Source organism: Paenibacillus sp. USDA918EY (genome assembly GCF_009870825.1).
Lineage (GTDB): Bacteria > Bacillota > Bacilli > Paenibacillales > Paenibacillaceae > Paenibacillus_AQ > Paenibacillus_AQ albilobatus.
Window position 1 is genome coordinate 260,591 of record NZ_WTWY01000001.1, and the last position, 24,585, is coordinate 285,175.

A 24,585-nucleotide genomic window follows, 5' to 3' on the forward strand; every position below is an offset into this window, starting at 1 on the left:
AGTACAACCGCCGTTACTCTGTAAAAATGATTTCGTATATTAATGTTAAAAAATACAATCGGTTCAATTTCATCCATGGGAGAAAGGGTTGGTAAACGTTGGTTTCCATTATTGCTTGTACGGAGCGGCCTTCATTTATGAACAATGTTTTCGCGAATTATGAACGGCAAAGTTATAAAAATAAAGAATTGATCATTGTTTTAAACCGGGATGACATGGACATTAACAAGTGGAGAAAAAAAGCGAGTCAATACAAGAACGTGTCTGTTTATCGAGTCCCTCAGAGATATCAGCTGGGCAAATGTTTAAATTTTGGCATTCAGAGGGCAAAACATAGCATTATAGCAAAATTCGATGATGATGATTATTATGGCCGCTACTACTTGGAAGAGTCCGTCAATAAAATGCGTAGACAAAACGTTCCCGTCATTGGGAAAGGTGCCTGTTTTATATATTTTGAACCCAAAAATGCACTTATGTTATTTAGAGGAAACAGGCAAAACCAATATCAGGGCTTCATTAAGGGCGGTACGTTGATGTTTAAGAAATCCGTGTGGAGTAATGTAAAGTTTAATGAAAAAAAACTGCATGGAAGCGATGTTGCCTTTTTGCGCGGATGCAAAAAAAGAGGATATAAAATTTATTCCGTGTCGAAATATAATTATGTTTGTATCAGAAGAAAAGATGTAAATTCCCATACTCAAAAAACATCCACGGAAGAATACATGCGCAGGTGCAAATTAGTCAGGTATACAACACGCTATATTCCATATGTAACTAAAAAAGTTTTGTAGCGGCATGTGCCACGGTCCAGTCAATCTGGGCCAATTTTTTTATCAGATTGTCCATGCCAATATTGCGGCTCTATCATAAATTAGTAGCTGACAATATTTAAGTGAATAGGAGGAAAGCACGATGAAAGGCCTTATACTAGGCGCTGGCAAAGGGACAAGACTATACCCTTTTACTCTCGCGTATCCAAAAACACTTATACCTGTGGCCAATAGACCTTTACTGCAGCTATGTATTGAGAAATTAAAGAAGCAGGGCATTACGGAGATCGGGATCGTCATTCATCCTTCGCATGAATCTGTAATCAAGGAACAGGCGGGTACAGGAGAGCGATGGGGGGCGAACATCACTTATATTTATCAAACAGAACCTAAAGGTATTTCGCATGCGATCAGGCAGGCCGAACATTTTATCGGCGACGATAGTTTTATACTGCTGTTAGGGGATAATTTGATTTTGGATGATTTGACCGAATTAAAAAACCTAATGATGAATGGTTGCCATGCGGCGTTGATGGTGTCTGAAGTGAAAAATCCTCAAGACTACGGGATCGTGGAAGTAATCAATGACCGCATTGTCCGACTGGAGGAAAAGCCAAGCGTCCCAAAGTCCAATCTGGCAATAATCGGTGCATTCGCATTTACTAACACCATATTCAGTGCCTCCGCAGCGATCGAACCTTCTGCTAGAGGAGAATACGAAATAACCGATGCCATTCAATGGATGTTGGACCAAGGCTGTTCGGTATCCTATTATCTTTCGACAAAGCCTAATATGGATGTAGGTACGTTGGAAAGATGGCTGGAAGCTAATCGCATGATGCTGGATAACGGGAAGGAACCCGGAGAAATTGACGGGACAGTGGTTTTGGACAATTGCAAGATCATCGCTCCCGTACGGATCGGTCAAAATTGTGTACTCAAGGATTGCGTAATCGGCCCCTATGTTTCTATTAGCGCCGGCAGTAACATTGAAGGATGCCGGATCGAGAACAGCGTTATTTTGAATGGCGCACACTTGAAACAAGCGGTAAATCCGATAAAAAACAGCGTGATCGGTTTTCGATCCATGATGGTTGGCCTTCATTCGCCAAGGAAGGTGGGAGACGGGTGAATATTTTAGTGATAGGTACGGGATATGTCGGCACTACCACTGCTCTCGTATTTGCAGAAATTGGCTGGAATGTGACGGGTTTGGATGTAGATCCGCAAAAAATCGAGCACCTCCGACAAGGGAAGCTTCATTTTTATGAACCTGGATTGGAAGGTCTATTGAAAAAACATCTGGGGACGAAACGAATTCGATTTACAACGGACAAGAAGGAGGCGATAGAAAACAACGCAATTATTTTCATTTGTGTCGGAACGCCTTCCCTCCCTGACGGCCGCGCCGATTTGCGATATGTGAAACAGGCGGCGGAAGATATAGGCAGACATATGAATGGTGATAAATTGATTATCAATAAAAGCACGGTTCCTGTTGGCACGCAAGAACTGGTCACTGGATGGACAAGAGATGCGCGGACGGTTCCTTATCCGTTTGAAGTCGCATCCAACCCTGAATTTTTACGGGAAGGTAAAGCGTTGATGGATGCGCTGCAGCCGGACCGGATTATTATCGGAACGAACAGCGATAACGTAGCAAAACGAATCGGAAAGCTATACGAGTCGATGCAATGCCCCATCATTGTCACTACGCCAAGAACTGCCGAGTTCACAAAGTATGCGGCGAACGCTTTTTTGGCAACAAAAATTTCGTTCATCAATGAGTTGGCCAGACTATCGGACCGGCTGGGCGTCAATGTAAAAGAAGTGGCGTACGGTATCGGACTTGACAACCGAATTGGGCCAAGCTTTCTCCAAGCGGGCATCGGATATGGCGGCTCCTGTTTCCCAAAAGATGTAGCTGCATTGCTGAATATGGCCGAACACAATGACGTGGAACTGAAGTTGCTGAAGAAAGTCGTTCATGTCAATCAGAGACAACACTTGTATATGCTTCAAAAAGTTCGGGAGCAGATCGGAAACTTGGCGGGCAAGAGAATTGCCCTATTAGGTCTTGCTTTTAAGCCGGATACCGACGATATTCGGGAAGCGCCTGCCATTCGTATGATCCAAAAATTGCGTAACGAAAAGGCATACGTCCAAGTATATGATCCGATAGCCGCGCTGCCTCCCGAGCTTATGGATGAGCGTGTTAAATTCGGCAGTAGTCCGGAAGAAACGATGAAGGGGGCAGATGCGGCCATCATATGCACGGAGTGGCCAATGTTTCTTAAAATAGACTGGGTTCAAGTCAAAGACAGCATGAATGCGCCTAACTTGTTTGACGGAAGAAACTTGTTGGATGCCGGTCAAATGAAGGACATCGGCTTCTATTATCAAGGAATTGGCTATAGTTAGCCTCTGCAAGCGAATTTCTCCTCATGACCTCGCCTAAGATTGAAGAGGAAGGGCTTGCAGAGCGGCGCGTGGCCATTAAGCAGACGGTACCGAATCGGCCTGTAGCAGTGGTCAGCAGGCTTTGTGAAAAGAGGATTTATCGAGCGTAAGATCCCTGCTAAGCGGCAAAATAATATATATGTTTTGCCCAAAGCCGTTACGTTGATCGAGGATTTCGACTCCTTCCAAAGCGTGGAGGACGAAATCGTTCAAGCTCTTACCGCAGAGGAGAAGCGAACCTTGAAGGAAATGCTGATCAAATCTACCCAGACGGTCGCTGGCCATGTAATATTGTCCAAATAAGCGGAGATTAAAAGCTCAATAGTGACTACGACAATTGATTAAGGCCAACGGGATACGATGGCACCAAGGATAAGGCCGCCGATTACTTCGGTGGCCATCTGTGCATGTTATGTAGGCTTGATAAAGGTTGGAAACTATACGCCACGGCTGCTCCTTTCGCAATTTTCGCCGATCAACCCGTTAAGCTGAACCGTATAAGTTGCGGGAAAAATCCCCATTTTCCTTAGTCCCTTCTTTGAGGACGGACTGGGGTTTAATGTCTTGTTTACGGTTTATGACCCTAAGAAACGGGCCGTTGGGTTTTAGTTTTCTAAGGGATGGAGGTTGGAGGTACCTGCGGAGTTAGGGAAGTTTAAGTTTGCAAGGCGGAAGTTTAAGCTGGCTGGGACTATTCGGGGCTCATTTTTTGTCATTAAAGGAGATTGAGAAAGGGAGACGGAAGAAAGGGGCTGGTTGTTCCACCCCCTCTTTCATGATCATCGCAAGAAAAACATCCGCTAAGCGCGGTCTGTCTTCTGCGAAAGTACATCGATAGACGTTTTCCTTATTCCTTTTTTTCCAACTCCGCCTTTAATCTTGCATTCTCTTCCAAGAGCTTTTGAACGTCCGGGATATCCTTGCCGGAAACCCAGCCGTGCAAATCGTCTCTTGCTGCATACTTCGGCAATTGATCACGAAGCACCATTTTAATGTGCCGTACATCATCGACATAATAGATAGGGATTTGTTCCATGACCGTTTGCTTAAACGCTTGAAACTCCTGATAGTGTTCAATGGCTGTGAAATCGTATGGCAGTTGTCTTAACCTTTCATCTGTGAGAACAAAAGCAAATCTAGGTTTTCCCGTTTCTCCGGCATACTCATATTCCCATTGCGTATAGCTTTTGGATTCATCATCAGGGAGCGTTAAACCATAGAATCCACCGAGAATCAGGATATATACGTCGGACTCGTCGATCCATCTCTTCCTGATGTTCATTGGACTTTCCTTGAAAAATTGCTCGACTCCAGCAGGGATATGACCGGCTTGAAGAATGGATTCAACAGCGGCATGCCTATCCTCAATAAGATCGTAGTAAGTAGCCGATATATAAATTTGTAATTTTTTTCTCATAAGCCCACCCGTATGAAAGAATTAGTATAGATAGAATCTACTACTTTCCCGCTTCATTTGTCAAAATTTACTGGCAGTTTCATGTTAGTTTGCCCCCGGGAGTCTCATTCTGAGTGGCAGCATCAGGCTACAGCGGTTCCGGTAAATGGGCTAAGAAGGTTGACGGCCAAGCACCGTGACGGTTTTTTTGCAAGTAGCTCCGTTAAGCTGAACCGTATTTGCCTATACAGTCAGCACGCCCTACCACAAGTGATGGCGATAAAAAAGTTGGGGATCGAGGGAGATGGTGGTGAGCGGTGGAAATAGAGTGGATTTGTGCTGTACCGTAAAATGGAAACCGCCCGAGTCCGAACCGCGCAAAGCGCGGTCAGGATTCGGGCGTTTTTTTTCGGCATTTCTTCTTCCGTGATAAGTGGCCTTTTATAGGACAAGGACCTTGATGCAAAAAGTTGTGGTAACGAAAAAATATTGTTTGGGAGCATGAACTTACTTTAGCAACTCTTCCAACTGTTCGTCGGTCCCCGAGTTTTCGAGCGGCGTAAACACCCTTATGGCAAAAGCGCTGCTTTCAGAGATTGTAAGCGTATGGTAATGGAAAGTCAGCAGGCCAGCTTGCGGTAGACGAATGATTTGATCCCCCTCCAAAGTATCGGAAACGTCTTGTCGAGCCCATAACGTCCTAAACTCCTCGTTCCTGTCATATAACTTGTCGAATAGCTCTTGATACCACAAATCGTGCATGTTCCGGGCAAACCGGCTTCTGAAATGAGCCACCATCGTAGAAGCGACATTCTCCCAGTTCACGATGCGAGACTTGTTGTCCTCCACCTCGAAGACGCGCCAAAGCATGTTTCTTTCGAGCTCCGGGGCTCGGCTTAATTCACCGCACAACGTACCCGATATTTGGTTCCATGCGAGAACGTTCCAGCGTTTGTCGATCATGTAGGCCGGATAGGTTCCCAACCTGTCCAGAATCTGCTGCAGGGAAGCGGGGGCGGAATCATTCTCTTTGGTCTGAGGAAGCGATGACGGATTGGCCAAAACGAGAAGATGGTTGCGTTCGTCGCTGCTAAGCCGCAATGTTCGTGCCAAGCTCTCCAAGACTTGTTCAGACACACGAATGTCCCGGCCTTGCTCCAGTGCGGTATACCACGGCAAAGAAATGCCTGATAAACTTGCCACTTCCTCTCGTCTTAACCCCGTTGTGCGACGGCGCGATGTTCCAACCGGCAAACCCGCCTCTCTCGGGGAGAGCCGCAAGCGGCGTGACCGGAGAAAGTCAGCCAATTGTTTGCGTCTTCTTTTATCAATCATCATGAAGTTACCTCTTCCTACGGTGATAGAATTTATAGCAGTATCCATGATAATACTGTAAATGCTGACCTGTTTGTTCTTTTCATGACTCATTATAATCGGATTATCGTCCGTCGTGAAGGAGAGTCGGGGATGAAACAAGCTGTACCGAAATTCTCGCATGGATTAGCCGTTTGCGGCCGATGAGAATCGAATTGCAAGGTCAATCCAGTAACCGAATACGAAGGAGAATGATATGGTGAAAACAAAACAGATCGAACGTGAGTATAGTTTCAAGGGCAAACGTGTTGTTTTTCTTGGAGGTACGTCCGGAATCGGGTTTGCGGCAGCCGAAGCGGCTGCACGGGAAGGTGCATCCCTGGTCGTCGTGTCCAGTCGAAAAGAAAAAGTTGACCTTGCCGTTTCGCGTTTGATCGAAGGTACCGAGGGGTATGCGGTTGATCTGACGAATGAGGAACAGGTTCGTCAATTTTTCAGCGAAATCGGGGAATTCGATCACTTGGTCTTTACCGCCGGCGACCCACTGATGGTCGAAAGTCTTGACGCCACCGACATCGATGCAGCGCACCGATTGTTTAACGTTCGATATTGGGGAGCGTTTATGGCGGCCAAATACGGTAGCCGAAACATCAGACAGGGTGGTTCGATCACATTGACTTCCGGCGTTGCCGGAGTTCGCCCGCAGAAGGGGTTTACTGTCGCAGCCAGCATATGCGGCGCTGTCGAGTCGCTCACCCGGGCGTTGGCCGTCGAGCTGAGTCCACTTCGCGTCAATGCCGTTAGCTTCGGCCTTATGCGTACCGAGCTGTGGGACGGCATTCCTGAGGAACACCGGAACGCGATGTATGAAAATGCCGGGAAATCGTTGCCGGTTGGGCGAATCGGCGAACCGGAGGACGGTGCCGAGGCTTTTCTCTACTTAATGCGTCAGAAATACTCCACCGGGCAGATCGTTGTCGTGGATGGCGGTTCTACTTTGGTTTAATTTTCTTACCGCCGGTTATGTTTGCGATGCATCCTTTTTTTTAAGTACGCGGATCCCGATGAAGGCAAAAGCATACATGCATTTATATTCCTCCGATTCATTTGTTTACGAGAACTCATAACTGTTTTTGTAATCCACGAACATTTATGTAATGACATATTTAGCGAATGGTGATACAATCCCAAAAAAGGAACATGCGTTCCTCTTTGTGATGGACAAGAAATTTCGCCATGCTATTTAGAGGAGTGAAAAAATGCGAAGTCGAATGAACGTACGAATCGAGCCTTGGTCAGATGCCGACCTTGCTTTGCTCTATCGCCTGAATGCACCGGAAATGCTGGAACATTTGGGCGGCCCGGAGACCGAGGAACAGATCCTTGCACGACACAAGCGGTACCTTGAGGTTGGCATGAAGGGAACTGGACGTATGTTCAGCATCGTCCTGCTCCCGGAATTCGAAACGGTCGGCAACATCGGGTATTGGGAACGCATCTGGCAGGAGGAAACCATTTGCGAAATCGGCTGGGGCGTCTTGCCGCCTTTTCAGGGCAGAGGCATAGCTGCTGCTGCCGCTGCGGCTGCGCTCGCAAGTGCCAAAGCGGAACGGAAACATAGGTACATTCATGCATTCCCGTCGGCCGATAATCCGGCGTCAAACGCCATTTGCCGGAAGCTCGGCTTCTCGTGTATCGCAGAGTGCGCGTTCGAGTACCCGCCAGGGAACATGATGCGATGCAACGAATGGCGCATAGATCTTTATGAAAAATTATAGAATAGCATGCAAGCATAGCAGGTAGCTTTATGCTCATTTGCATCTCTCCAATTGTGGATTGACGCAGGACCACCATGCGGCTACCGGGGAACTCATAAGTTTGTCTCAACGTAGAGGGTTATGTTTTGATTTGCATATGGAGATGCCAAGATCCTATCGACAGGTAATACGGGTATAGTTAGGATAAGGGCTGAGGGTTTGTTTTTACTAGGCAGCCGGACTTAAATCCGGCTGCTTTTTTGTCCTGGTCCGGAAAAGGCAATCGGTGCTGCGGCTTCGGTAGTCCGGTAATGTTTTGGGGAGACCCCCTTTACCTTTTTAAAAACTTTGGAGAAAAGCAAAGGGTCGTTATAGCCGACAGAGCGGGAGATATCGCCGATCGAAAGCTCCGCGTTTTCCATCATTTCGCAAGCTTTGTTGATCCGGTAGCGAATCAAATAATTCTGGATGCTCGTATTCGTCCGTTGTTTGAATAACGAGCACAAATAGCTTCGGTTGAGTCCGATAAATTGTGCGATGTCCTCGACGGTCATTTTCTGGGCATAATTGATCTCGATAAAATCCTTCACCTTTTCAACATAAATTTCCGCCAGGCTTTCTTTTGGATTGGGCAGCGTTAAAGGACCAGACTCCACAAGGTCCGATAACAACAAATACAGCAGCCCGGTTAGCCGCGTTTCCCGGGCTTTACGGCATTTTCCCGACTCGATCATCAGCTGCAGATACTGGTAGATCATATCGTTCCGATCATAGTAAAGAATTGGGGAAGCCATCGTTAGGCCGGCCTGCTTAAGGAGTAATTCCGCCAACGTTCCGTTAAAGCCAAACCAGCAATAAGACCAAGGGTTTACCGCATCGGCTTGATAATAAGTGATGACATCGGGGCTAATGAGAAACCCTTGTCCCTTACCCAAACTGTACCTTTTGCCTTCTACCTCGAAAATTCCTTCTCCGCTCAAAATATAGTGAAGCAGAAAGTGATTTCTTACAGCGGGCCCAAAATAATGACCGGGTATGCAATCCTCTACGCCAAATTGGGTAAGATGCAACTCTGCGTGATGTTTGCTGCGTGGCAAATATTCAATCACGATAAATCTCCTTACACAAAATTTCTAGCATTATAACATATTTTATGAGTACAATGCCATGTACTTGATCTTTGAATTTAATATATTATTTCTGTATCCGGCGGTCAGTTTAAATTTGAGTTAATCAAGCTTTAAACCATGTCGGATTCTTTATATCATCGATCAAAATACTCTAATGGGCAAGGCGAAATGAAAGATCAAATATGCGTGACAAAGGTGATTCTTCTATAGCGCCTCTTTTTGGTATGGGTTTCCGAGGAGTATGATCTGGAAGGGAGTTATTTTTTAATGGGCGTAATTGTTCAAGAGCAAACGGGGCTGTTTCATTTGCAGTCGTCCGACATGAGCTATCTTATCCAAATCGTGGATGGATATCCTGCGCATGTATATTGGGGAGGCAGGCTGAAGCACCGGGAATCGATGGCTGATCTGCTGATTCACACCCCTGCGGGGGCGGGATTGGACCGGCTGCCCCAAGAATATCCGCAGTATGGCAGCGGAGACTTTCGTAACCCGGCGTACCAAGTCGAGCTTGAAGATGGAACGCGGATTACGGAGCTAAAATACGACGGTTACCGGATTCTCAAGGGAAAGCCGCCATTGACCGGACTGCCGGCGGTTTATGCCGAGGACGCATCCGAGGCGGATACGCTCGAGCTGATATTGAAAGATGCCTACTCGGGACTAAAGGTTGTTCTCCTCTACACGGTCTTCGCGGATCGAAACGTGATCGTGCGCTCGGCTCGTTTGGCGAACGAGGGGAAAGGAGGGCTTCGCATTCGTCGCGCTCTAAGCGCAAGCGTCGATGTTACTGGTAAACAAGATATGGAGATGGTGTACCTTTCCGGAGCTTGGGCTCGGGAAGGCAATATAACCCGCAGGCCGCTTATTCAGGGCGAAACCCGCATCGACAGCAAAAGGGGCATGAGCAGCCATCAGTTCAACCCTTTCGCTGCGTTGGTCGCGAAGGAAACGACGGAATGCCATGGCGAGGCCTTCGGCTTCAGCCTTGTGTATAGCGGCAGCTTTGAAGCGGAGGCCGAAGTGGATTCGTTCGGTTCCACGCGGTTTGGGATCGGCATCAATTCCTTTGACTTTGCATGGCTGCTAAGTCCGGGGGAGAGCTTCCAAACGCCGGAGGCCGTTATGGTTTACTCGGGACAAGGGCTGGGCGACATGTCGCGGACCTACCATCGTTTATATCGAACCCGGCTTTGCCGAGGGAAGTATCGGGACGAAGAACGGCCTATACTGGTCAATAACTGGGAAGCGACCTATTTTAACTTCGATGCGGATAAACTGGTAGCGATCGCTGAGGAAGGATCTAAGCTAGGCATCGAATTGTTCGTCTTGGATGACGGCTGGTTCGGGAAACGGGATGCCGACAATTCATCCTTGGGCGATTGGTATGAGGATCGCCGGAAGCTGCCGGGCGGGCTTGCGGACGTCGCGGAACGCATCAATCGGTCGGGCCTGAAATTCGGACTATGGTTCGAGCCCGAAATGATCTCGCCGGACAGCGAGCTGTACCGGAAGCATCCGGATTGGTGCCTGCATGTTCCAGGTCGGCGGCGGACCGAAGCCAGATGGCAGTTAGTGCTGGATTATACCCGTCAAGAAGTACGCGATTATATCTATGACTCGTTGTCCGCGATATTCTCCAGCGTGCCGGTCGCTTACGTCAAATGGGACATGAACCGCGGCCTGACGGAAATCGGCTCCGCCGATCTGCCGCCGGAGCGCCAGGCGGAAACGGCTCACCGTTACGTGCTTGGGTTGTACGAGCTGCTTGAGCGAATTACCACCGATTTTCCGCATATTTTGTTCGAAAGCTGCTCCAGCGGCGGCGGACGTTTCGATCCCGGCATGCTGTATTACATGCCCCAAACCTGGACAAGCGACAACACCGACGCGGTGGAACGTCTGAAGATTCAATACGGCACCAGCCTTGTTTATCCCGTAAGCGCCATCGGAGCGCATGTATCGGCCGTTCCGAACCATCAAGTCGGACGGATGACGCCCCTCGATTTTCGTGGCGATGTCGCGATGTCGGGCAATTTCGGATACGAACTGGATCTTACGAAATTCACCGATGAGGAAAAAGAGACCGTTAAGCACCAAGTCGCATTCTACAAACAGATTCGCGGGTTAGTGCAAAAAGGCGACCTGTACCGGCTGAAGAGTCCGTTTGAAGGAAACGAGTCGGCCTGGATGTTCGTTTCGGAAGACAAAGGGGAGGCGCTCGTCTTCTGTTTCCAAGTGATGGCCGTTCCGAACGCGCCTCGGCGCACCTTGCGGCTTGCCGGACTGGACCCGGAACTGGAATACGAGGTGCAGTCGGGACACCGCGGAGAAAGGTCTATCATCGGAGGGGACAGACTCATGAACATGGGACTGCCTCTCGCTTACGAACAAAAAGACTACGAAAGCAGATGGTTCAGGCTTCAAGCTTTAAAGCCCGGGAAGGACTGACGTAAAGGATCAGCCAACGCCCGAAGGAACACAATCGATGGAGAGCGATGCCCCTTTTTGAGAGAAAAGGGGCATTTTGCGCGCAGCAGCCGAATTGGCTCGGGAGGTTGAAACCATGTTTTTTATCCGATTCATGAACGACATGAAAATGAAGAAGAAGCTGGCGATTACGTTCATTTCGGCAGCCGTTCTTCCCTTGCTGCTGTGCGGCCTGTTTCTGACCGGGAAGCTTCGGGAAACCGCCGTCACCAACGCCTTTGCCCAAGCGTCCAACAACGTTGAACGGGTCCGGAAGCGCACGGAAGAGCTGATTAAGGTGCCGCTGGACATTTCGAACCGGCTAATGAATGACAACCGGATGAAGAAGGCAGCCGGCCAAAAGTACGATAGTTACGTTGATGTCATACAGACTTACCGGGAGTATACGGATATTCGCGACTACCTCCAGCTGTATAAAGAGATATCGGGCATCCGCGTCTATGCCGTCAATCCCGGAGCGCTCAACAATTGGGAGTTTATCCAGCCGGACGCAAGCGTCATGGCCCAGGATTGGTACAGGGAGGCCATAGACCAGAAAGGAATGGCAGGCTGGAACTTCATGAAAGACGAACGGAAAGATGCTGATGACCTGAGTCTGATTCGTTCGTTTCCGTTGGACTCTTCAGGGCGAAAAGGGGTCCTGGTCATCAATGTGGACAAGCAGCGATTAAGCTCCATTTTGGATCAAGAGTCGTTTCCTACGTTGATCGTGGATGACCGGAACCGGATCGTCGCGTCCAATGAAGCGGGAGTCACAGGAAAGGACCTCTCGGCTATCCATGCCGACGAAGATATACGATCCCTTCAAGCGGGAAGTTATGACCTGTCCGTGAACGACAAATCGTCCAAAGTGGTTATCGCCAGCATACGTCCGCAGGACAGTTGGAACGGGCTTCGGGTCATTTGCATTTTTTCCGTTGCCGAGATTACCCATGACGCCAACCAAGTGATCCGACTCGGCGTGGTCGTGATGACGGCCAGCCTGATTTTTGCCGCTGCGCTTATCTATGCTTCCGCTTCGTTGTTATCCGGAAGGCTCCTCCGCTTGAGCAAGCATATGTCCAAGGTCCGGTCAGGATCTTGGGAAACCTTCCTGGATATCGACGGAAAAGACGAAATTGGTTTGCTGTCCAGGCAGTTTAATGCGTTAGTGAGGGAAGTGAACGATTTGGTCCATGAAGTCCAAGAAACGAATCGCCAGAAATACCTGGTAGAGCAAAGGCAAAACGAGATGAAGTTCAAGATGCTGGCCAGCCAGATTCATCCCCATTTCCTGTTCAACTCGCTGGAGTCGATCCGGATGGAGGCCCATATCCGGAAGCAAGACGATATCGCGGAGGCGGTGTGGCTGCTCAGCACGCTGCTGCGCAGCAGTCTCGAGACCGGGAACGGAAAAATTTCGCTCGGCCAAGAGCTGGAGCGGGTACGCTGCTATCTTGATATTCAAAAGTTCAGGTATGAAGACCGTTTGAGGTACCAATTGACGGTGGATGCGGGCTTGGAGGAAATGCAGGTACCGCCGCTGATCATCCAACCCTTGGTCGAAAATGCCGTCGTTCATGGCTTGGATAGCCGGGCGGAAGCCGTTTTTATCGAGGTGGAAGCAAAAGCCGTTCCAAGGGGAGTTCGGGTCAAGGTGAGCGACAACGGCGCGGGCTTTACGCCTGATCGTCTCGCCCTGGTACGGGAAAAGCTTGCTTCGGACATGATGGATGAGGAGGAACAGCGGATCGGTTTGCGAAACGTAAACGATCGGCTTGTCTTGCTTTACGGGGTGTCAAGCGCCTTGCAAATCGAAAGCGAACCTGAAGCCGGAACTTGCATCGCGTTTTTTATACCGGGAGGTGATTCGCGTTGTTGAAGGTTATGATCGTGGACGACGAACCGAAGCTTCGCCAAGGCCTTCAAACGTTGATTCCGTGGGAAAGCCTGGATCTAACCGTGACGGCCGCGGCAGCCAATGGAAAAGAAGCGTTGGAAATGATGGAAAATGAACCTCCGGACATTGCGCTCGTCGATATCCGCATGCCGCTTATGGATGGGTTGCAATTGATCCGGCAGCTGGCAACGAACGGTCATCAAGTGCAATGCATCATACTTAGCGGGTATGCCGATTTCGAATATGCCAAGCAAGCCATCAAATACGGGGTTGCCGGGTATCTTCTCAAACCGGTGGATATCAAAGAAATGACGAATACATTAAAGCGGGTGCGCGAGCGCATCGAAGCGGAGCGGATGAAACGGGCGCAACGGCAGTTCGGGGTCGAGAACCGCGAGTGGTTCCTGCATCGCCTTCTCATTCCGCAGGATCATAACGAAGCCCCTGCCCAATTGAGAAACGTCGCAACCGAAGCCGGCCTGTTATGGAGCAGCTATGAAGTCGTTTGCGTGCGTCCGCGGGGCTTTGAAGCGGGCCGTCCCGATGTGCCGCAGCGGTGCGCGGATGCATTAAAACCCTTGATTGAAGGCAAGGGCATGGGGCTGGTGACCGTGAATGCCCCAAACGTGGTTTTGCTCCTCCGTAAGCCGCTGCGCGGCATTCGGCAGCGGGAGCATTTGCATCAGGAAATCCGGAACGCCTTGTGCGATTTACGTTTCGTCGCTGCAACCGGGGGAGCCGTCTTCGTGCCCGAAGAGATTAGCCGCTCCTATGTAAAAGCCCGGAAATGGATCAAGCAGGCTTTTTTTAGCGAGAAGGGGAGGCTGCTGGGGCCGAGCGCTCCATATAGCCCTGTTTCGGGGGCCCCCCGACGATTCAACGAAAACGCCGAAGAGATGATGGAGGAGTTCATACTCCGTCTATATTACAGTTTGGATGCCGGAAATGAAACGATGATCCTCCCGTTGTTGCAAGAAGCGGCAGAATATTTTCTTATGCAGGAACAGGATGAACATTCCGTCAAAGAATCGTTCTTTTTTCTATCCAACGCCGTCATTCATAAGCTGGCCGCGGGTTCCCGCAAGGAATGGAAAAAAACGGAGGAGGTTTCGAGATTTTTGAAGGGGATTTTCGAATATGAGTATCTGGGCGATCTGCTGGAAGAGACTCACCGTTTTCTTCTCGCTTTGGCGGAGGAATCCGAACCGGAGGGGAAGGAAAAGGAATTGAAGATCATGATCAACATCATCCACAGGCATTACGCCGACCATTTGAAACTGGAAACATTGGCCGGCATGCTGAACTACAGCACGGCCTATTTGGGACAGCTTTTCAAAAACAAGACGGGAGAGTATTTTAACACATACCTCGACAAGGTCCGGATCCAAAAAGCAAAGGAGCTGCTGGAGCAGGGAATGAAGGTTTACGAAGCGGCCGAGCGCGTCGGCTACACAAACGTCAATTACTTTTACAGCAAGTTCAAAAAATACGAAGGCCGTTCGCCGTCCGATTTTAAAAATCCATAATTCGTGGATGATTTTTACCGAAATCCGTTGTGTGGGCCGTTTCTCTCCCCTGATTTATGATGGAAGGCAAGGAGAGGGGAGGAAACATGAAAACGATATCATCCAAAGCAGAAAACGTTTACGAACCGGCGAAGCAGACAAAGAAAAGTGCCTGGAAGGTGTTGAAAAACCAGAAGTATCTTTACTACATGTCCATCCCGTTCGTTCTTTGGGTCTTTGTCTTCCAGTACCTGCCTCTGTGGGGCTGGACGATGGCCTTCCAAAAATATAGGCCCGGCGTCGGTTTTTTTGAACAGAAGTGGGTGGGCTTGGAGCATTTCCGGACCTTGTTCCAGGATGACCATTTCTACCAAGTTCTTCGGAATACGCTGGCCATGAGCTTGATGGGCCTGATCGCGGGTTTCGTCGTACCGGTCGTTTTTGCCCTGATGCTCAACGAGGTTCGATTACAAGTGATGAAACGTTTTGTGCAAACCGTATCTTACCTGCCGCATTTTGTTTCGTGGGTGGTTGCTGCAGGCATCGTCACCAAAATGCTCTCGACGGACGGCGGCGTCGTGAACAGCTTGCTCATAAGCCTTCATATCATCGATCAGCCGATCCAGTTTATGGCCCAGGGGCACTGGTTTTGGGGGATCGTAACGGGCGCGGACATTTGGAAGGAAACCGGCTGGAACGCGATAATCTACCTGGCGGCCATCTCCGGCATTGGTCCCGAGTTGTACGAAGCGGCGCGGGTAGACGGCGCAAGCCGGCTGCGGCAAATGTGGCATATTACGCTTCCCGGGATACGGCCGACGATCATCGTGCTCCTGATCATGTCCATCGGCCATTTGCTCGGTACGGGCTTCGAGAAGCAGTTTCTGTTAGGCAATCACCTGGTCATCGATTACTCCGAAGTGCTTGACTTGTATGCGCTTAATTACGGTCTGGCCATGGGACGTTATTCCTTCGGGACGGCAATTAATATTTTCAATTCGGTCATCAGCCTGATCCTGTTGTTTGCGGCTAACGGAATTTTTAAGCGCTTTACCAACGAAAGCATTATGTAAGGAGGAAGACATGGGGACTGTCAATCGTACTGCACCGGTCGGTCGGGCATCAAGCAAACTGAAGTCGAAATCGCCGCAAGACCGGATTTTGGAAGTGGTCGTTTATCTGTCCATGATCGTGGTCACCGTATTGACGATTTATCCGTTCTTAAACGTGCTGGCGATCTCCCTTAACGATTCGGTGGATACCGTCAGAGGAGGGATTACGATTTGGCCAAGGCAATTCACGCTAAAAAATTACGATTTGATCTTTACTTACAGCGGCTTGATCACCGGGTTCAAAATCTCGGTTTTGAGGACGGCCATTGGTACCGTAGCGGGTTTGATCAGCGGTTCCATGCTGGCTTACACGCTTGCGCGCAGCGACTTCCAAGCCAGAAAATTCATTTCCACCTTTCTCGCTGTAACCATGTACGTATCAGGGGGGCTGATTCCGGGGTTTATCCTGATGAAGGATTTGCATTTGATCAATACGTTTGCCGTTTACATTTTGCCGGGCCTCGTAAGCGCGTTTAACGTCTTCGTGATTCGTTCCTTCATCGACGGTCTGCCTTATGCGCTGCAAGAATCGGCCAAACTGGATGGGGCCAACGATTTTACGATCTACTGGCGCGTGATCCTGCCTTTATGCAAACCGGCATTGGCGACCGTGGCGCTTTTCTTGGCGGTAGGGCAATGGAACTCCTGGTTCGATACGTATCTGTTTAACGGGTCCAACGAATCGTTGACAACCCTGCAATACGAGTTGATGAAAATTTTGCAGAGCACGACGACAAGCGCAACCAACTCCCAGGATGCCGCCAACATGGCCCAGCGTATGGCGCAGGTGTCGCCGGAATCGGTCAAAATGGCGATCACCATCATCGTGACGGTACCGATTCTGATCGTCTATCCTTTCTTGCAAAAATATTTCGTGAAAGGCATGACGCTCGGGGCGGTCAAAAGTTAAAAACAGATCCAGGTGTGTCCAGGCTTATCGCCTGTTTCATACGACACTGTCGTTAATCATTACGTTTTTTGGGGGGAAAGCTTCATGAAGTCAGGTAAAAAAGGATGGGCGGCGTCTTTGCTGGCGCTGACTTTGACGGCAACGCTCGCAGCGTGCGGCGGAAACGGCGGCTCGCCGGCTGCCGGGACAGAGGGAGATGCTGGAACGAAGGGTGACGGCCTAAAGCCCATCACGTTCACGTATTTTTCGGAAGACTCCAGCACCAACTGGAATAACATGAAAGACGAAGTCGGCAAGGTGATCACGGAAAAAACCGGGGTTACGCTGGATGCGGAGTTCGCTGTCGGCGATCCGGTACAAAAAATTTCATTGATTGCGGCCACCGGCAACTATCCCGACTTGATCGCAGCCAAAGCGGACGTCGGCAAACTCGTCGACGCGGGCGCCGTCATCGATTTGACGGATTTGATCGACAAGCACGCGCCGAACATCAAAAAAATGCTAGGAGACAAGCTTGTTCGAACGAAGTACAGTTTGGACGACCAAGCGATCTATGCGATCCCGACCTGGTCCGCCGTCGATGAGAAGAAGATTAAAGCCGACGGAGGTTTTGAACTTCAGCATCGCGTCGTCAAGGAAGCGGGATATCCGGAAATTCGCACGGTGAAGGATTTTGAGAAGGTCATTCAGGACTATATTACGAAGCATCCGACCGACGAAAACGGCAACAAAAATATCGGCTTGTCCCTGAATGCGGACGACTGGCATATGTACCAGGTGACCAACTTGGGATTCCAGACGACCGGCGGGCCGGACGACGGCGAATATTACATCGATCAAGAAACGCATCAAGCCACCTACCATTTCCGCCGGCCGGAAGAAAAGGAGTTTTTCCGCTGGTTGAATCATATGAATGCCATTGGACTGCTTGATCCGGAAAGTTTCGTTCAGAAGACCGACCAGTTTAAAGCGAAAGTGGCTTCGGGGCGGGTGCTTGGCCTTGCCGATCCGGAATGGGACTACGGCGACGGACAAAATGCGCTCAAAGCGGCGGGCAAATTCGACCAGACGTACGGTCATTATCCGGTCACGATGAGCAAGGAATACAAGGATACGAACTTCTGGCCCGCCGGCTTTGACGGAGGATACGGCATCTCGATCTCCAGCAAATGCAAGGATCCGGTGCGTGCGATCAAGTTCCTCGACTTTTTGGCATCGGAAGAAGGGCAGATCCTGAACAACTGGGGCATCGAAGGCAAACATTACACGGTTGAAAACGGCAAACGCACGCTTATTCCGGAGGTGCAGGAACGGGCGAACAATGACGGCGCGGCGTTCCAAAAAGAATCCGGTCTGGGGCTGTACTGGAACCTGATGGTCCACTACGGCGACGGCATCAAGGATTCGACCGGCAACTACTTCACCCGTAACTACCCGGAACTGCTGACGGCGAATTACAGCGAGGCGGAAAAAGAGACTTTGAAAGCTTATAACGCGGAGCATTGGAAAGACCTTTTCCCGAAGGAAGAAGAATTCAAACCGAGAGACTATGGAGCGGCATATACGATGTCGCTGCCTAACGACGACCCTGCCGTGATCCTGGGAGCCAAAATGAAGGATATCACCTGGAAACGCATCCCGGAAGCGGTCATGTCCAAGCCCGAAGACTTCGACAAAATCTGGGACGCCTACATGGCGGAACTGGAGAAGGCCGGAGTCAAGGAAATGGAAGAAGCCTATGCCAAGCATATCAAGGACCGGATTGAGCTCTGGTCTACCCGATAATACGTTTTGAAAAAAGGGGCCGTTATCCGTTTTCGCCGGAAAGGGAAGCGGTCCCTTGACGTTACGGGCACCGTGTTCGGTTGGCGGAAGCGATGGGGACGTTTTTGGTTTTCCGTCGACTCGGGGCGGTTCCGACAGGAGGAAACCATGGGAGAAAGCAAACAAATTTTAGGAAACTGGAAGTTTAAGGCTTGCAAGGACGACAAATGGATGGATGCGGTCGTTCCCGGCTGCGTCCACACGGATCTGCTTCGCGCGGGAGCGATCGCCGATCCGTTCTACGGCACGAACGAGCATGATTTGCAATGGATCGACAAAGTCGATTGGGAGTATGAAACCTGTTTTGATATCAATGCCGGCTTGCTGGGTTCATCAAATCTGCAGCTTGTATTCGACGGCCTCGATACATACGCGGATGTCCTTTTTAATGGGATTCACGTGTTATCCGCGAACAATATGTTCAGATCTTGGAAAGCGGATGTCAAGGGGATCGCCAAGGAGAAGGACAACGTTCTGAAGATTCGTTTCCGTTCGCCCGTTAAAGAGGATCTGCCTAAGATCAAAGAGCTAGGATACAATTTGCCGGCTACGAACGATCAATCGGAGCTTGGCGGACTCGGAGAAGACAAAATAAGCGTATTCGCCCGCAAGGCTCCTTATCATTACGGCTGGGATTGGGGACCGCGGTTCGTCACGAGCGGAATTTGGCGCGAAGCGAGGCTGGAAGGCTGGACCGATGCGAAGATCAGCGATATCCATGTGAAGCAGGACAGGGTGACCGTGGAGGAAGCGGCGTTAACCGTCGGCGTTACGATCGAATCGGATCGGGAGGCTAACGGCTTGATCCGTCTGAGCACGGAGGGGCGTTCATGGGAATATGAGGCTGAATTGAAGCGCGGGACGAATCTTGTTCAAATTCCGGTCACGATATCGAAGCCAAGATTGTGGTGGAGCAGAGGTTTAGGCGAAGCTTATTTGCATACCTTCAAGGCGGAGCTGTTATTCGAACATGGGTTGGTCGCCGCCGGTTCGGCGAGAACGGGGCTTCGCGCCGTAAGGCTTGTCCGCGACAAAGATGAAGCGGGAGCAAGCTTTTATTTCGAACTGAACGGCGTGCCGGTGTTCGCCAAAGGGGCCAATCATATTCCCAACGACAGCTTCGTTACGGACGTCACGGAGGAGCGGTACAGGCATGAGATTGCGACCGCGGTAGAATCGAATATGAACATGCTTCGCGTATGGGGCGGCGGGATCTACGAGCAACCGGCATTTTACGAGCTTTGCGACGAGCACGGCATCCTCGTTTGGCAGGATTTCATGTTTGCGTGCAGTATGTATCCGGGGGATCAATCGTTTTTGGACAATGTCCGAGCCGAAGCTGAAGAAAACGTCAAGCGATTGCGCAATCATCCTTGTATCGTGTTATGGTGCGGGAATAACGAGATCGACTCCGCATGGGCCGAATATGACGAACATGGCGGCTGGGGCTGGAAACAGCATTACACCATGGAGCAGCGGAAGAAGATCTGGTCCGATTACGAGGTTCTGTTCCATCAATTGCTTCCGGATGTGGTGCGTGAATACGCGCCGGGAACGGCCTATTGGCCGTCGTCCCCTCTGATCTCGCTGACCGGGGACATTCGCCAGCATGCCCATCCGCTTTCCTCGGAAGGCGATATTCATTACTGGGGCGTGTGGCATGCCGTAGAGCCTTTCGAGAATTATAATACGAAGATTGGCCGTTTCATGAGCGAATACGGATTCCAGTCGTTTCCGGAATACGGGACCGTCATGACGTTTGCTGCGGAGACGGATTTAGCGCTTGATTCGAAGGTTATGCGTGCTCATCAGAAGAACGGGGACGGCAACCGGTTAATTAAGGAGTATATGGACCTTTACATGAGCGAGCCGAAGGATTTTCAGGCCTTCCTTTACATGAGCCAAGTCCTGCAAGCCGAAGCGATGAAAATGGCGATCGAAGCGCACCGCAGGAAAAAGCCGTACTGCATGGGCACGCTCTACTGGCAGATGAACGATTGTTGGCCGGTCGCATCGTGGTCGGGGATGGATTATTTCGGCAAATGGAAGGCGATGCAATACTACGCGAAAAACAGCTTCGCCGACACGATGGTCTCGTTCGACCGTACGGATGGCGGAATGGTGCAGGTGTATGTGGTGCATGACGGTTTGACGGCATTGTCGGGCGATGTAATCGTTACATTATATGATTTTAACGGTAGGATCCTTAAACGGTCGAGCAGGCCTTCAGCAGTCGACAGCAATAGTTCCGCGGTGGTGTTCGCGTTCGACGAGAAAGATTGGTTGGGCGGCCATCATCCCGGAAGCGTGGTACTGAATGCGGAACTTTGGTCGGATGGGCATCGGGTCGATGGCAAGGCATATTATTTTGTAAAGTCAAAAGAGCTGAGATTGAAGGCTTGCACGATTCGGATCGCGGAGGTGGAAGGAAGCGGGGGGACGAAATTCTCCCTCACGACCGACTCGCTGGCTAAGCAGGTATGGTTGACTTCCGAACAGCCGGGCGTCTTTTCCGATAACTTTTTCGACCTTATTCCGGGAGTAACGAGGACGGTTGAATACCGCCGCCGCGAGCCAGGGACAGTGACGAGCAAACCTGCCGTGCCGGGTAGTATTCAGGTGCGCTCGATGGTTGATTTTATCCTGAACAAAAAACCGAAATTGAACAGTAACTAAAACAACCCGGCCTTCTCCCGTTGGTTCATAAATGATAATTTTAAATTATCGTCAATCTATTAAAAGGGATGCCCCTAACGCATAAGCTGCTTGGGGCATCCCTTTTATTTAGAACGCTACGAGCGTTCGGTCGTTTATGGAAGAATGTTGCCTGCCGCGCGGTAAATTTCGTACCATTCTTCGCGGGTCAGCGTAATTTCGCTTGCTTTCACGCAGTCTTTCAGACGTTCGATGTTCATCGTGCCGATGACCGGCTGCATGTTGGCCGGATGGCGCAGCAGCCACGCGATGGCGATCGTGGTATTGCTGACGCCGTATTTGGCGGCGATTTCATCGATTTTTTGGTTCAATTCCGGGAATTTGTCATTGCCGAGGAATACCCCTTCGAAAAATCCGTATTGGAAAGGGGACCACGGCTGGATCGTAATATCGTTCAAACGGCAGAAGTCAAGCACGCTGCCGTCGCGGTTCACGGCGGACGCGTTTTCCATGTTCACGTTGATGCCGCTGGAAATCATCGTCGCATTCGTGATGCTGAGCTGCAGCTGATTGGCGACGATCGGCTGTTTCACCGCTTTTTTCAGCAGTTGGATTTGCATCGGATTTTGGTTGGACACGCCGAAATGGCGCACTTTGCCGGAGCTTTCGAGTTGATCGAACGCTTCCGCCACCTCTTCCGGTTCGACGAGCGCATCCGGACGGTGCAGCAGCAGGACGTCCAAATAGTCGGTTTTCAGTCTTTTCAATATGCCGTCGACCGAATTCAAAATATGCTCTTTGGAAAAATCGAACATCCCTTGGCGGATGCCGCATTTGGATTGCAGAATGATGTTTTCGCGGATGTCGCTGTTCATATGTATCGCGTCCGCAAAAATTTCCTCGCAGGCGCCGCCGCCGTAAATGTCGGCATGGTCGAAGAAATTCGCGCCCAATTCGAGGGATGTTTGCACGAAACGCTCCGCGCCGTTTTTGTCGAGCGAGTTGATGCGCATGCAGCCTACGGCTACGACAGGGACTTCCAGTGTGCTGCTTCCCAGCTTGATCGTTTTCATGAATGCTGTCCTCCCAGACTCATAATAGGATGATGTTTCTGCTCCGCGGCGGTATTGCCCCCGGGAGTTTGCGGTCTTGTGTGCGTTTACGCTTGATGAATAAGCAAAGCAGACAGTCTCCAATTCATTTTTGCACGTACCCGGAAAGGATTCAAGTTTATTTTATCAGCGAAAGCATCACTTCCACGGTATGATCGACAAAAGAACGCTCCGGACGGGCTTTCATCATAACGGTGAGTCCGATCAACGAAACGACAAGCGTTTGCGCCAAAGCTTTGGCATCCACTCCGGTTTGAAGTTCGCCTGAACGCATCCCCTTTTCAAGCATCTCCTGAAAAATCGCCGCCAGATACATTTCATGCTCCCTGGTAAGGATTTCGAACTTGGCGTCATGCGGCGCCAGCTCAACCATCGTATTGATGCAGAAGCAACCCCGGTTGCCTTTCCCCGCATATTCTTCTTCCACCCATCCTTCAAAGAAACGGCGAAACGCTTCTTTCACCGACGGATGATGCTGCAGCTTCGCGCGGATGCCGGCGGCGTGGACTGAAGTATACCTCCGCAAAGCCGCTTCAAAAAGCTCCTTTTTATCCCCGAACGTAGAGTATATGCTTGGCCGCTGGATTCCCATGGCCGAGGTCAAATCGCTTAACGACGTCGCTTCGTACCCCTTTTCCCAAAAAAGCTGCATGGCCGCGTCCAACGCTTTTTCAACATCAAATTCCCGCTGCCGAACCATGATGGCACCTCTTTTCATATCGATCAGTATGATACGATTTTAGCCGATGTCATGCTGCAATGTCAAAAAAAGTTATGCGACGGGCTGAGCCGAAAAGCTGTTTTTTACAGTGAATCAAACTGCCTAACCGATTTCATCCGCGCATTTTTGGTCCTCCTTCTCTTGACAGTTTGCTTTAAGGAAGGTTATCGTTATGCTCATCATAACATATCGATCGGTATAATATACTTTTCGGTACGAAATAAAAGGAGGTATTTGATGAACACGGAGGTTATCGAAAAACAAAAAGAAACCGCAACCGCGCAATCCCGTGAACATGGCGGGGAAGGCGCGGGAGGAAAGGGGGCCGCATTTTCGATCTCGCGCCGGATGGCCCTGCTGTTTGCGGTGGCTTGCGGGTTATCCGTAGCCAACATTTACTACGCGCAGCCGCTGCTGGATGCTTTGGCCCGCGAATTCGGACTCCCGCATTCCTCCGTCGGCATCGTCATTACGGTAACCCAGATTGGTTACGCGCTCGGATTGTTCCTGCTTGTCCCGCTGGGTGATCTGCTGAATCGGCGAAAACTGATCCCGGGCATGATGCTGTTATCCGTGATCGCTTTGATCGTGGCCGGTACGGCAAGCAGCACCGCCGTTTTGTTCGCGGGGTTGGCGGTGGTCGGGCTGCTTGCCGTCGTGACGCAATCGCTGGTCGCGTATGCTTCAAGCTTGGCGGCACCTTCCGAACGCGGACAAATCGTCGGTTGGGTGACGAGCGGCGTCGTCATCGGCATTTTGCTCGCCCGTACCTTCGCCGGGGTGTTAACCGACATTGCCGGTTGGCGCTCCGTTTACCTGTCTTCGGCCGTGCTGCTGTTCTTCGTGGCCTGCATCCTGCTGCGCTCGCTGCCCCGCGAACATCGGGATCAACCCCGGTTAAACTATTTGCAGCTGCTGCAATCGGTGCTCGCCTTGTTCATGCAGGAGAGGATTTTGCGCATTCGCGCGATTTTGGCGCTGCTTATTTTTGCTTCGTTCAGCATATTGTGGACTTCGCTTGTCCTGCCGCTTAGCCGTCCGCCGCTTTCCCTTTCCCACTCGGCGATCGGTTCGTTCGGTCTCGCGGGGGCCGCAGGGGCGCTTGCGGCGGCAAGGGCGGGCCGCTGGGCCGACCTCGGGTTTGGCCAAAAAACGACCGGCATCGCGCTTGCCCTTTTGCTGTTATCATGGCTGCCGATCGGTTTGCTCCATCATTCCCTGCTTTTGTTGGTGTTTGGCATCCTTCTCCTGGACATGGCCGTTCAGGCGGTGCACGTCACGAATCAAAGCTTGATTTTTAACGTGCGCCCCGAAGCAAGAAGCCGGCTGACCGCCGGATATATGATTTTTTATTCGATCGGCAGCGCCGCCGGATCGATTGCATCCACGACCGTATACTCCTATTTTGGATGGACCGGGGTTTGCACGTTGGGTGCGTCCGTAAGCGCGCTGGCTCTGTTGTTTTGGGCTTGCACCCGTCGGGGCTGAGCGCGGATGCAGTCCCCGCCATGAAATGGTTCATTTGGACCGGCGGGGATTTTTTCATT

Annotated in this window: 19 protein-coding genes and 1 pseudogene; 15 read left to right on the top strand and 5 right to left on the bottom strand. The window is 50.5% G+C overall.

Features of this window, described 5'->3' with window-relative positions; translation table 11 throughout:
• The first annotated feature begins 98 nt into the window (after positions 1-98).
• From GQY55_RS01335 to GQY55_RS01355, 5 genes and pseudogenes are all read left to right on the top strand, one after another.
• On the top strand, positions 99-794 hold the full coding sequence (locus tag GQY55_RS01335; protein WP_268894973.1) for a glycosyltransferase: 696 nt from the start codon (positions 99-101) through the stop codon (positions 792-794).
• A gap of 121 nt (positions 795-915) precedes the next feature.
• Positions 916-1,905, top strand: coding sequence for a sugar phosphate nucleotidyltransferase (locus tag GQY55_RS01340; protein WP_160037529.1), 990 nt, complete (start codon positions 916-918; stop codon positions 1,903-1,905).
• Positions 1,902-3,194, top strand: coding sequence for a UDP-glucose dehydrogenase family protein (locus tag GQY55_RS01345; protein ID WP_160037530.1), 1,293 nt, complete (start codon positions 1,902-1,904; stop codon positions 3,192-3,194). The genes GQY55_RS01340 and GQY55_RS01345 overlap by 4 nt, the downstream gene beginning before the upstream one ends.
• A gap of 183 nt (positions 3,195-3,377) precedes the next feature.
• Positions 3,378-3,536 carry a hypothetical protein gene (locus tag GQY55_RS01350; protein ID WP_236575327.1) on the top strand — a complete coding sequence of 53 codons (159 nt, stop codon included), beginning with the start codon at positions 3,378-3,380 and terminating at the stop codon, positions 3,534-3,536.
• A gap of 231 nt (positions 3,537-3,767) precedes the next feature.
• Positions 3,768-3,962 (top strand): annotated as a pseudogene (locus GQY55_RS01355) (phage tail protein); the annotation flags it as partial.
• Between the two features lie 118 nt (positions 3,963-4,080).
• On the opposite strand, the gene GQY55_RS01360 reads toward GQY55_RS01355, so the two are convergent.
• Entirely contained in the window at positions 4,081-4,650 is a 570-nt protein-coding gene (locus GQY55_RS01360) for a DUF4062 domain-containing protein (RefSeq protein WP_160037531.1), read from the bottom strand.
• Between the two features lie 486 nt (positions 4,651-5,136).
• A complete protein-coding gene (locus GQY55_RS01365) occupies positions 5,137-6,057 on the bottom strand; it encodes a helix-turn-helix transcriptional regulator (RefSeq protein ID WP_236575328.1) in 921 nt (306 codons plus the stop codon).
• A 142-nt stretch (positions 6,058-6,199) separates the two neighbouring features.
• On the opposite strand from GQY55_RS01365, the gene GQY55_RS01370 reads away from it, so the two are divergent.
• Together GQY55_RS01370 and GQY55_RS01375 are read left to right on the top strand one after the other, a co-directional pair.
• Positions 6,200-6,949, top strand: a complete 750-nt coding sequence (locus GQY55_RS01370) for an SDR family oxidoreductase (protein WP_160037532.1) — start codon at positions 6,200-6,202, stop codon at positions 6,947-6,949.
• A 253-nt stretch (positions 6,950-7,202) separates the two neighbouring features.
• A complete protein-coding gene (locus GQY55_RS01375; RefSeq protein WP_160037533.1) occupies positions 7,203-7,721 on the top strand; it encodes a GNAT family N-acetyltransferase in 519 nt (172 codons plus the stop codon).
• 221 nt (positions 7,722-7,942) lie between these two features.
• Here the strand turns inward: GQY55_RS01375 and GQY55_RS01380 are convergent, their stop codons facing one another.
• Complete coding sequence (locus GQY55_RS01380) at positions 7,943-8,809, bottom strand: AraC family transcriptional regulator (protein WP_160037534.1); 867 nt, start codon at positions 8,807-8,809, stop codon at positions 7,943-7,945.
• A 288-nt stretch (positions 8,810-9,097) separates the two neighbouring features.
• Here GQY55_RS01380 and GQY55_RS01385 point away from each other — a divergent pair, with 288 nt between their 5' ends.
• The 7 genes from GQY55_RS01385 to GQY55_RS01415 all read left to right on the top strand — a co-directional run bounded on the left by GQY55_RS01385 (position 9,098) and on the right by GQY55_RS01415 (position 21,226).
• The gene (locus GQY55_RS01385; RefSeq protein WP_160037535.1) at positions 9,098-11,281 is read left to right on the top strand and encodes an alpha-galactosidase; all 2,184 of its coding nucleotides are present in this window, start codon (positions 9,098-9,100) and stop codon (positions 11,279-11,281) included.
• 115 nt (positions 11,282-11,396) lie between these two features.
• Positions 11,397-13,181, top strand: coding sequence for a cache domain-containing sensor histidine kinase (locus GQY55_RS01390; protein ID WP_160037536.1), 1,785 nt, complete (start codon positions 11,397-11,399; stop codon positions 13,179-13,181).
• Complete coding sequence (locus tag GQY55_RS01395) at positions 13,175-14,725, top strand: response regulator transcription factor (protein ID WP_160037537.1); 1,551 nt, start codon at positions 13,175-13,177, stop codon at positions 14,723-14,725. The genes GQY55_RS01390 and GQY55_RS01395 overlap by 7 nt, the downstream gene beginning before the upstream one ends.
• Before the next feature lie 86 nt (positions 14,726-14,811).
• A complete protein-coding gene (locus GQY55_RS01400) occupies positions 14,812-15,777 on the top strand; it encodes an ABC transporter permease (protein WP_160037538.1) in 966 nt (321 codons plus the stop codon).
• 10 nt (positions 15,778-15,787) lie between these two features.
• The gene (locus GQY55_RS01405; protein ID WP_160037539.1) at positions 15,788-16,726 is read left to right on the top strand and encodes a carbohydrate ABC transporter permease; all 939 of its coding nucleotides are present in this window, start codon (positions 15,788-15,790) and stop codon (positions 16,724-16,726) included.
• Between the two features lie 84 nt (positions 16,727-16,810).
• Positions 16,811-18,511 (top strand): ABC transporter substrate-binding protein, encoded by a 1,701-nt coding sequence (locus GQY55_RS01410; RefSeq protein WP_160037540.1) that lies wholly within the window; start codon positions 16,811-16,813, stop codon positions 18,509-18,511.
• 147 nt (positions 18,512-18,658) lie between these two features.
• Positions 18,659-21,226: a beta-mannosidase gene (locus GQY55_RS01415; protein WP_160037541.1), complete on the top strand. Its 2,568-nt coding sequence runs from the start codon at positions 18,659-18,661 to the stop codon at positions 21,224-21,226.
• 134 nt (positions 21,227-21,360) lie between these two features.
• Here GQY55_RS01415 and GQY55_RS01420 read toward each other — a convergent pair whose 3' ends face one another.
• Positions 21,361-22,278: an aldo/keto reductase gene (locus GQY55_RS01420; protein WP_160037542.1), complete on the bottom strand. Its 918-nt coding sequence runs from the start codon at positions 22,276-22,278 to the stop codon at positions 21,361-21,363.
• A gap of 157 nt (positions 22,279-22,435) precedes the next feature.
• Positions 22,436-23,017, bottom strand: a complete 582-nt coding sequence (locus tag GQY55_RS01425; protein WP_160037543.1) for a TetR/AcrR family transcriptional regulator — start codon at positions 23,015-23,017, stop codon at positions 22,436-22,438.
• Between the two features lie 369 nt (positions 23,018-23,386).
• Between GQY55_RS01425 and GQY55_RS01430 the strand changes: the two genes are divergently transcribed.
• Positions 23,387-24,526, top strand: coding sequence for an MFS transporter (locus GQY55_RS01430; protein ID WP_236575400.1), 1,140 nt, complete (start codon positions 23,387-23,389; stop codon positions 24,524-24,526).
• Positions 24,527-24,585: the final 59 nt, after the last annotated feature.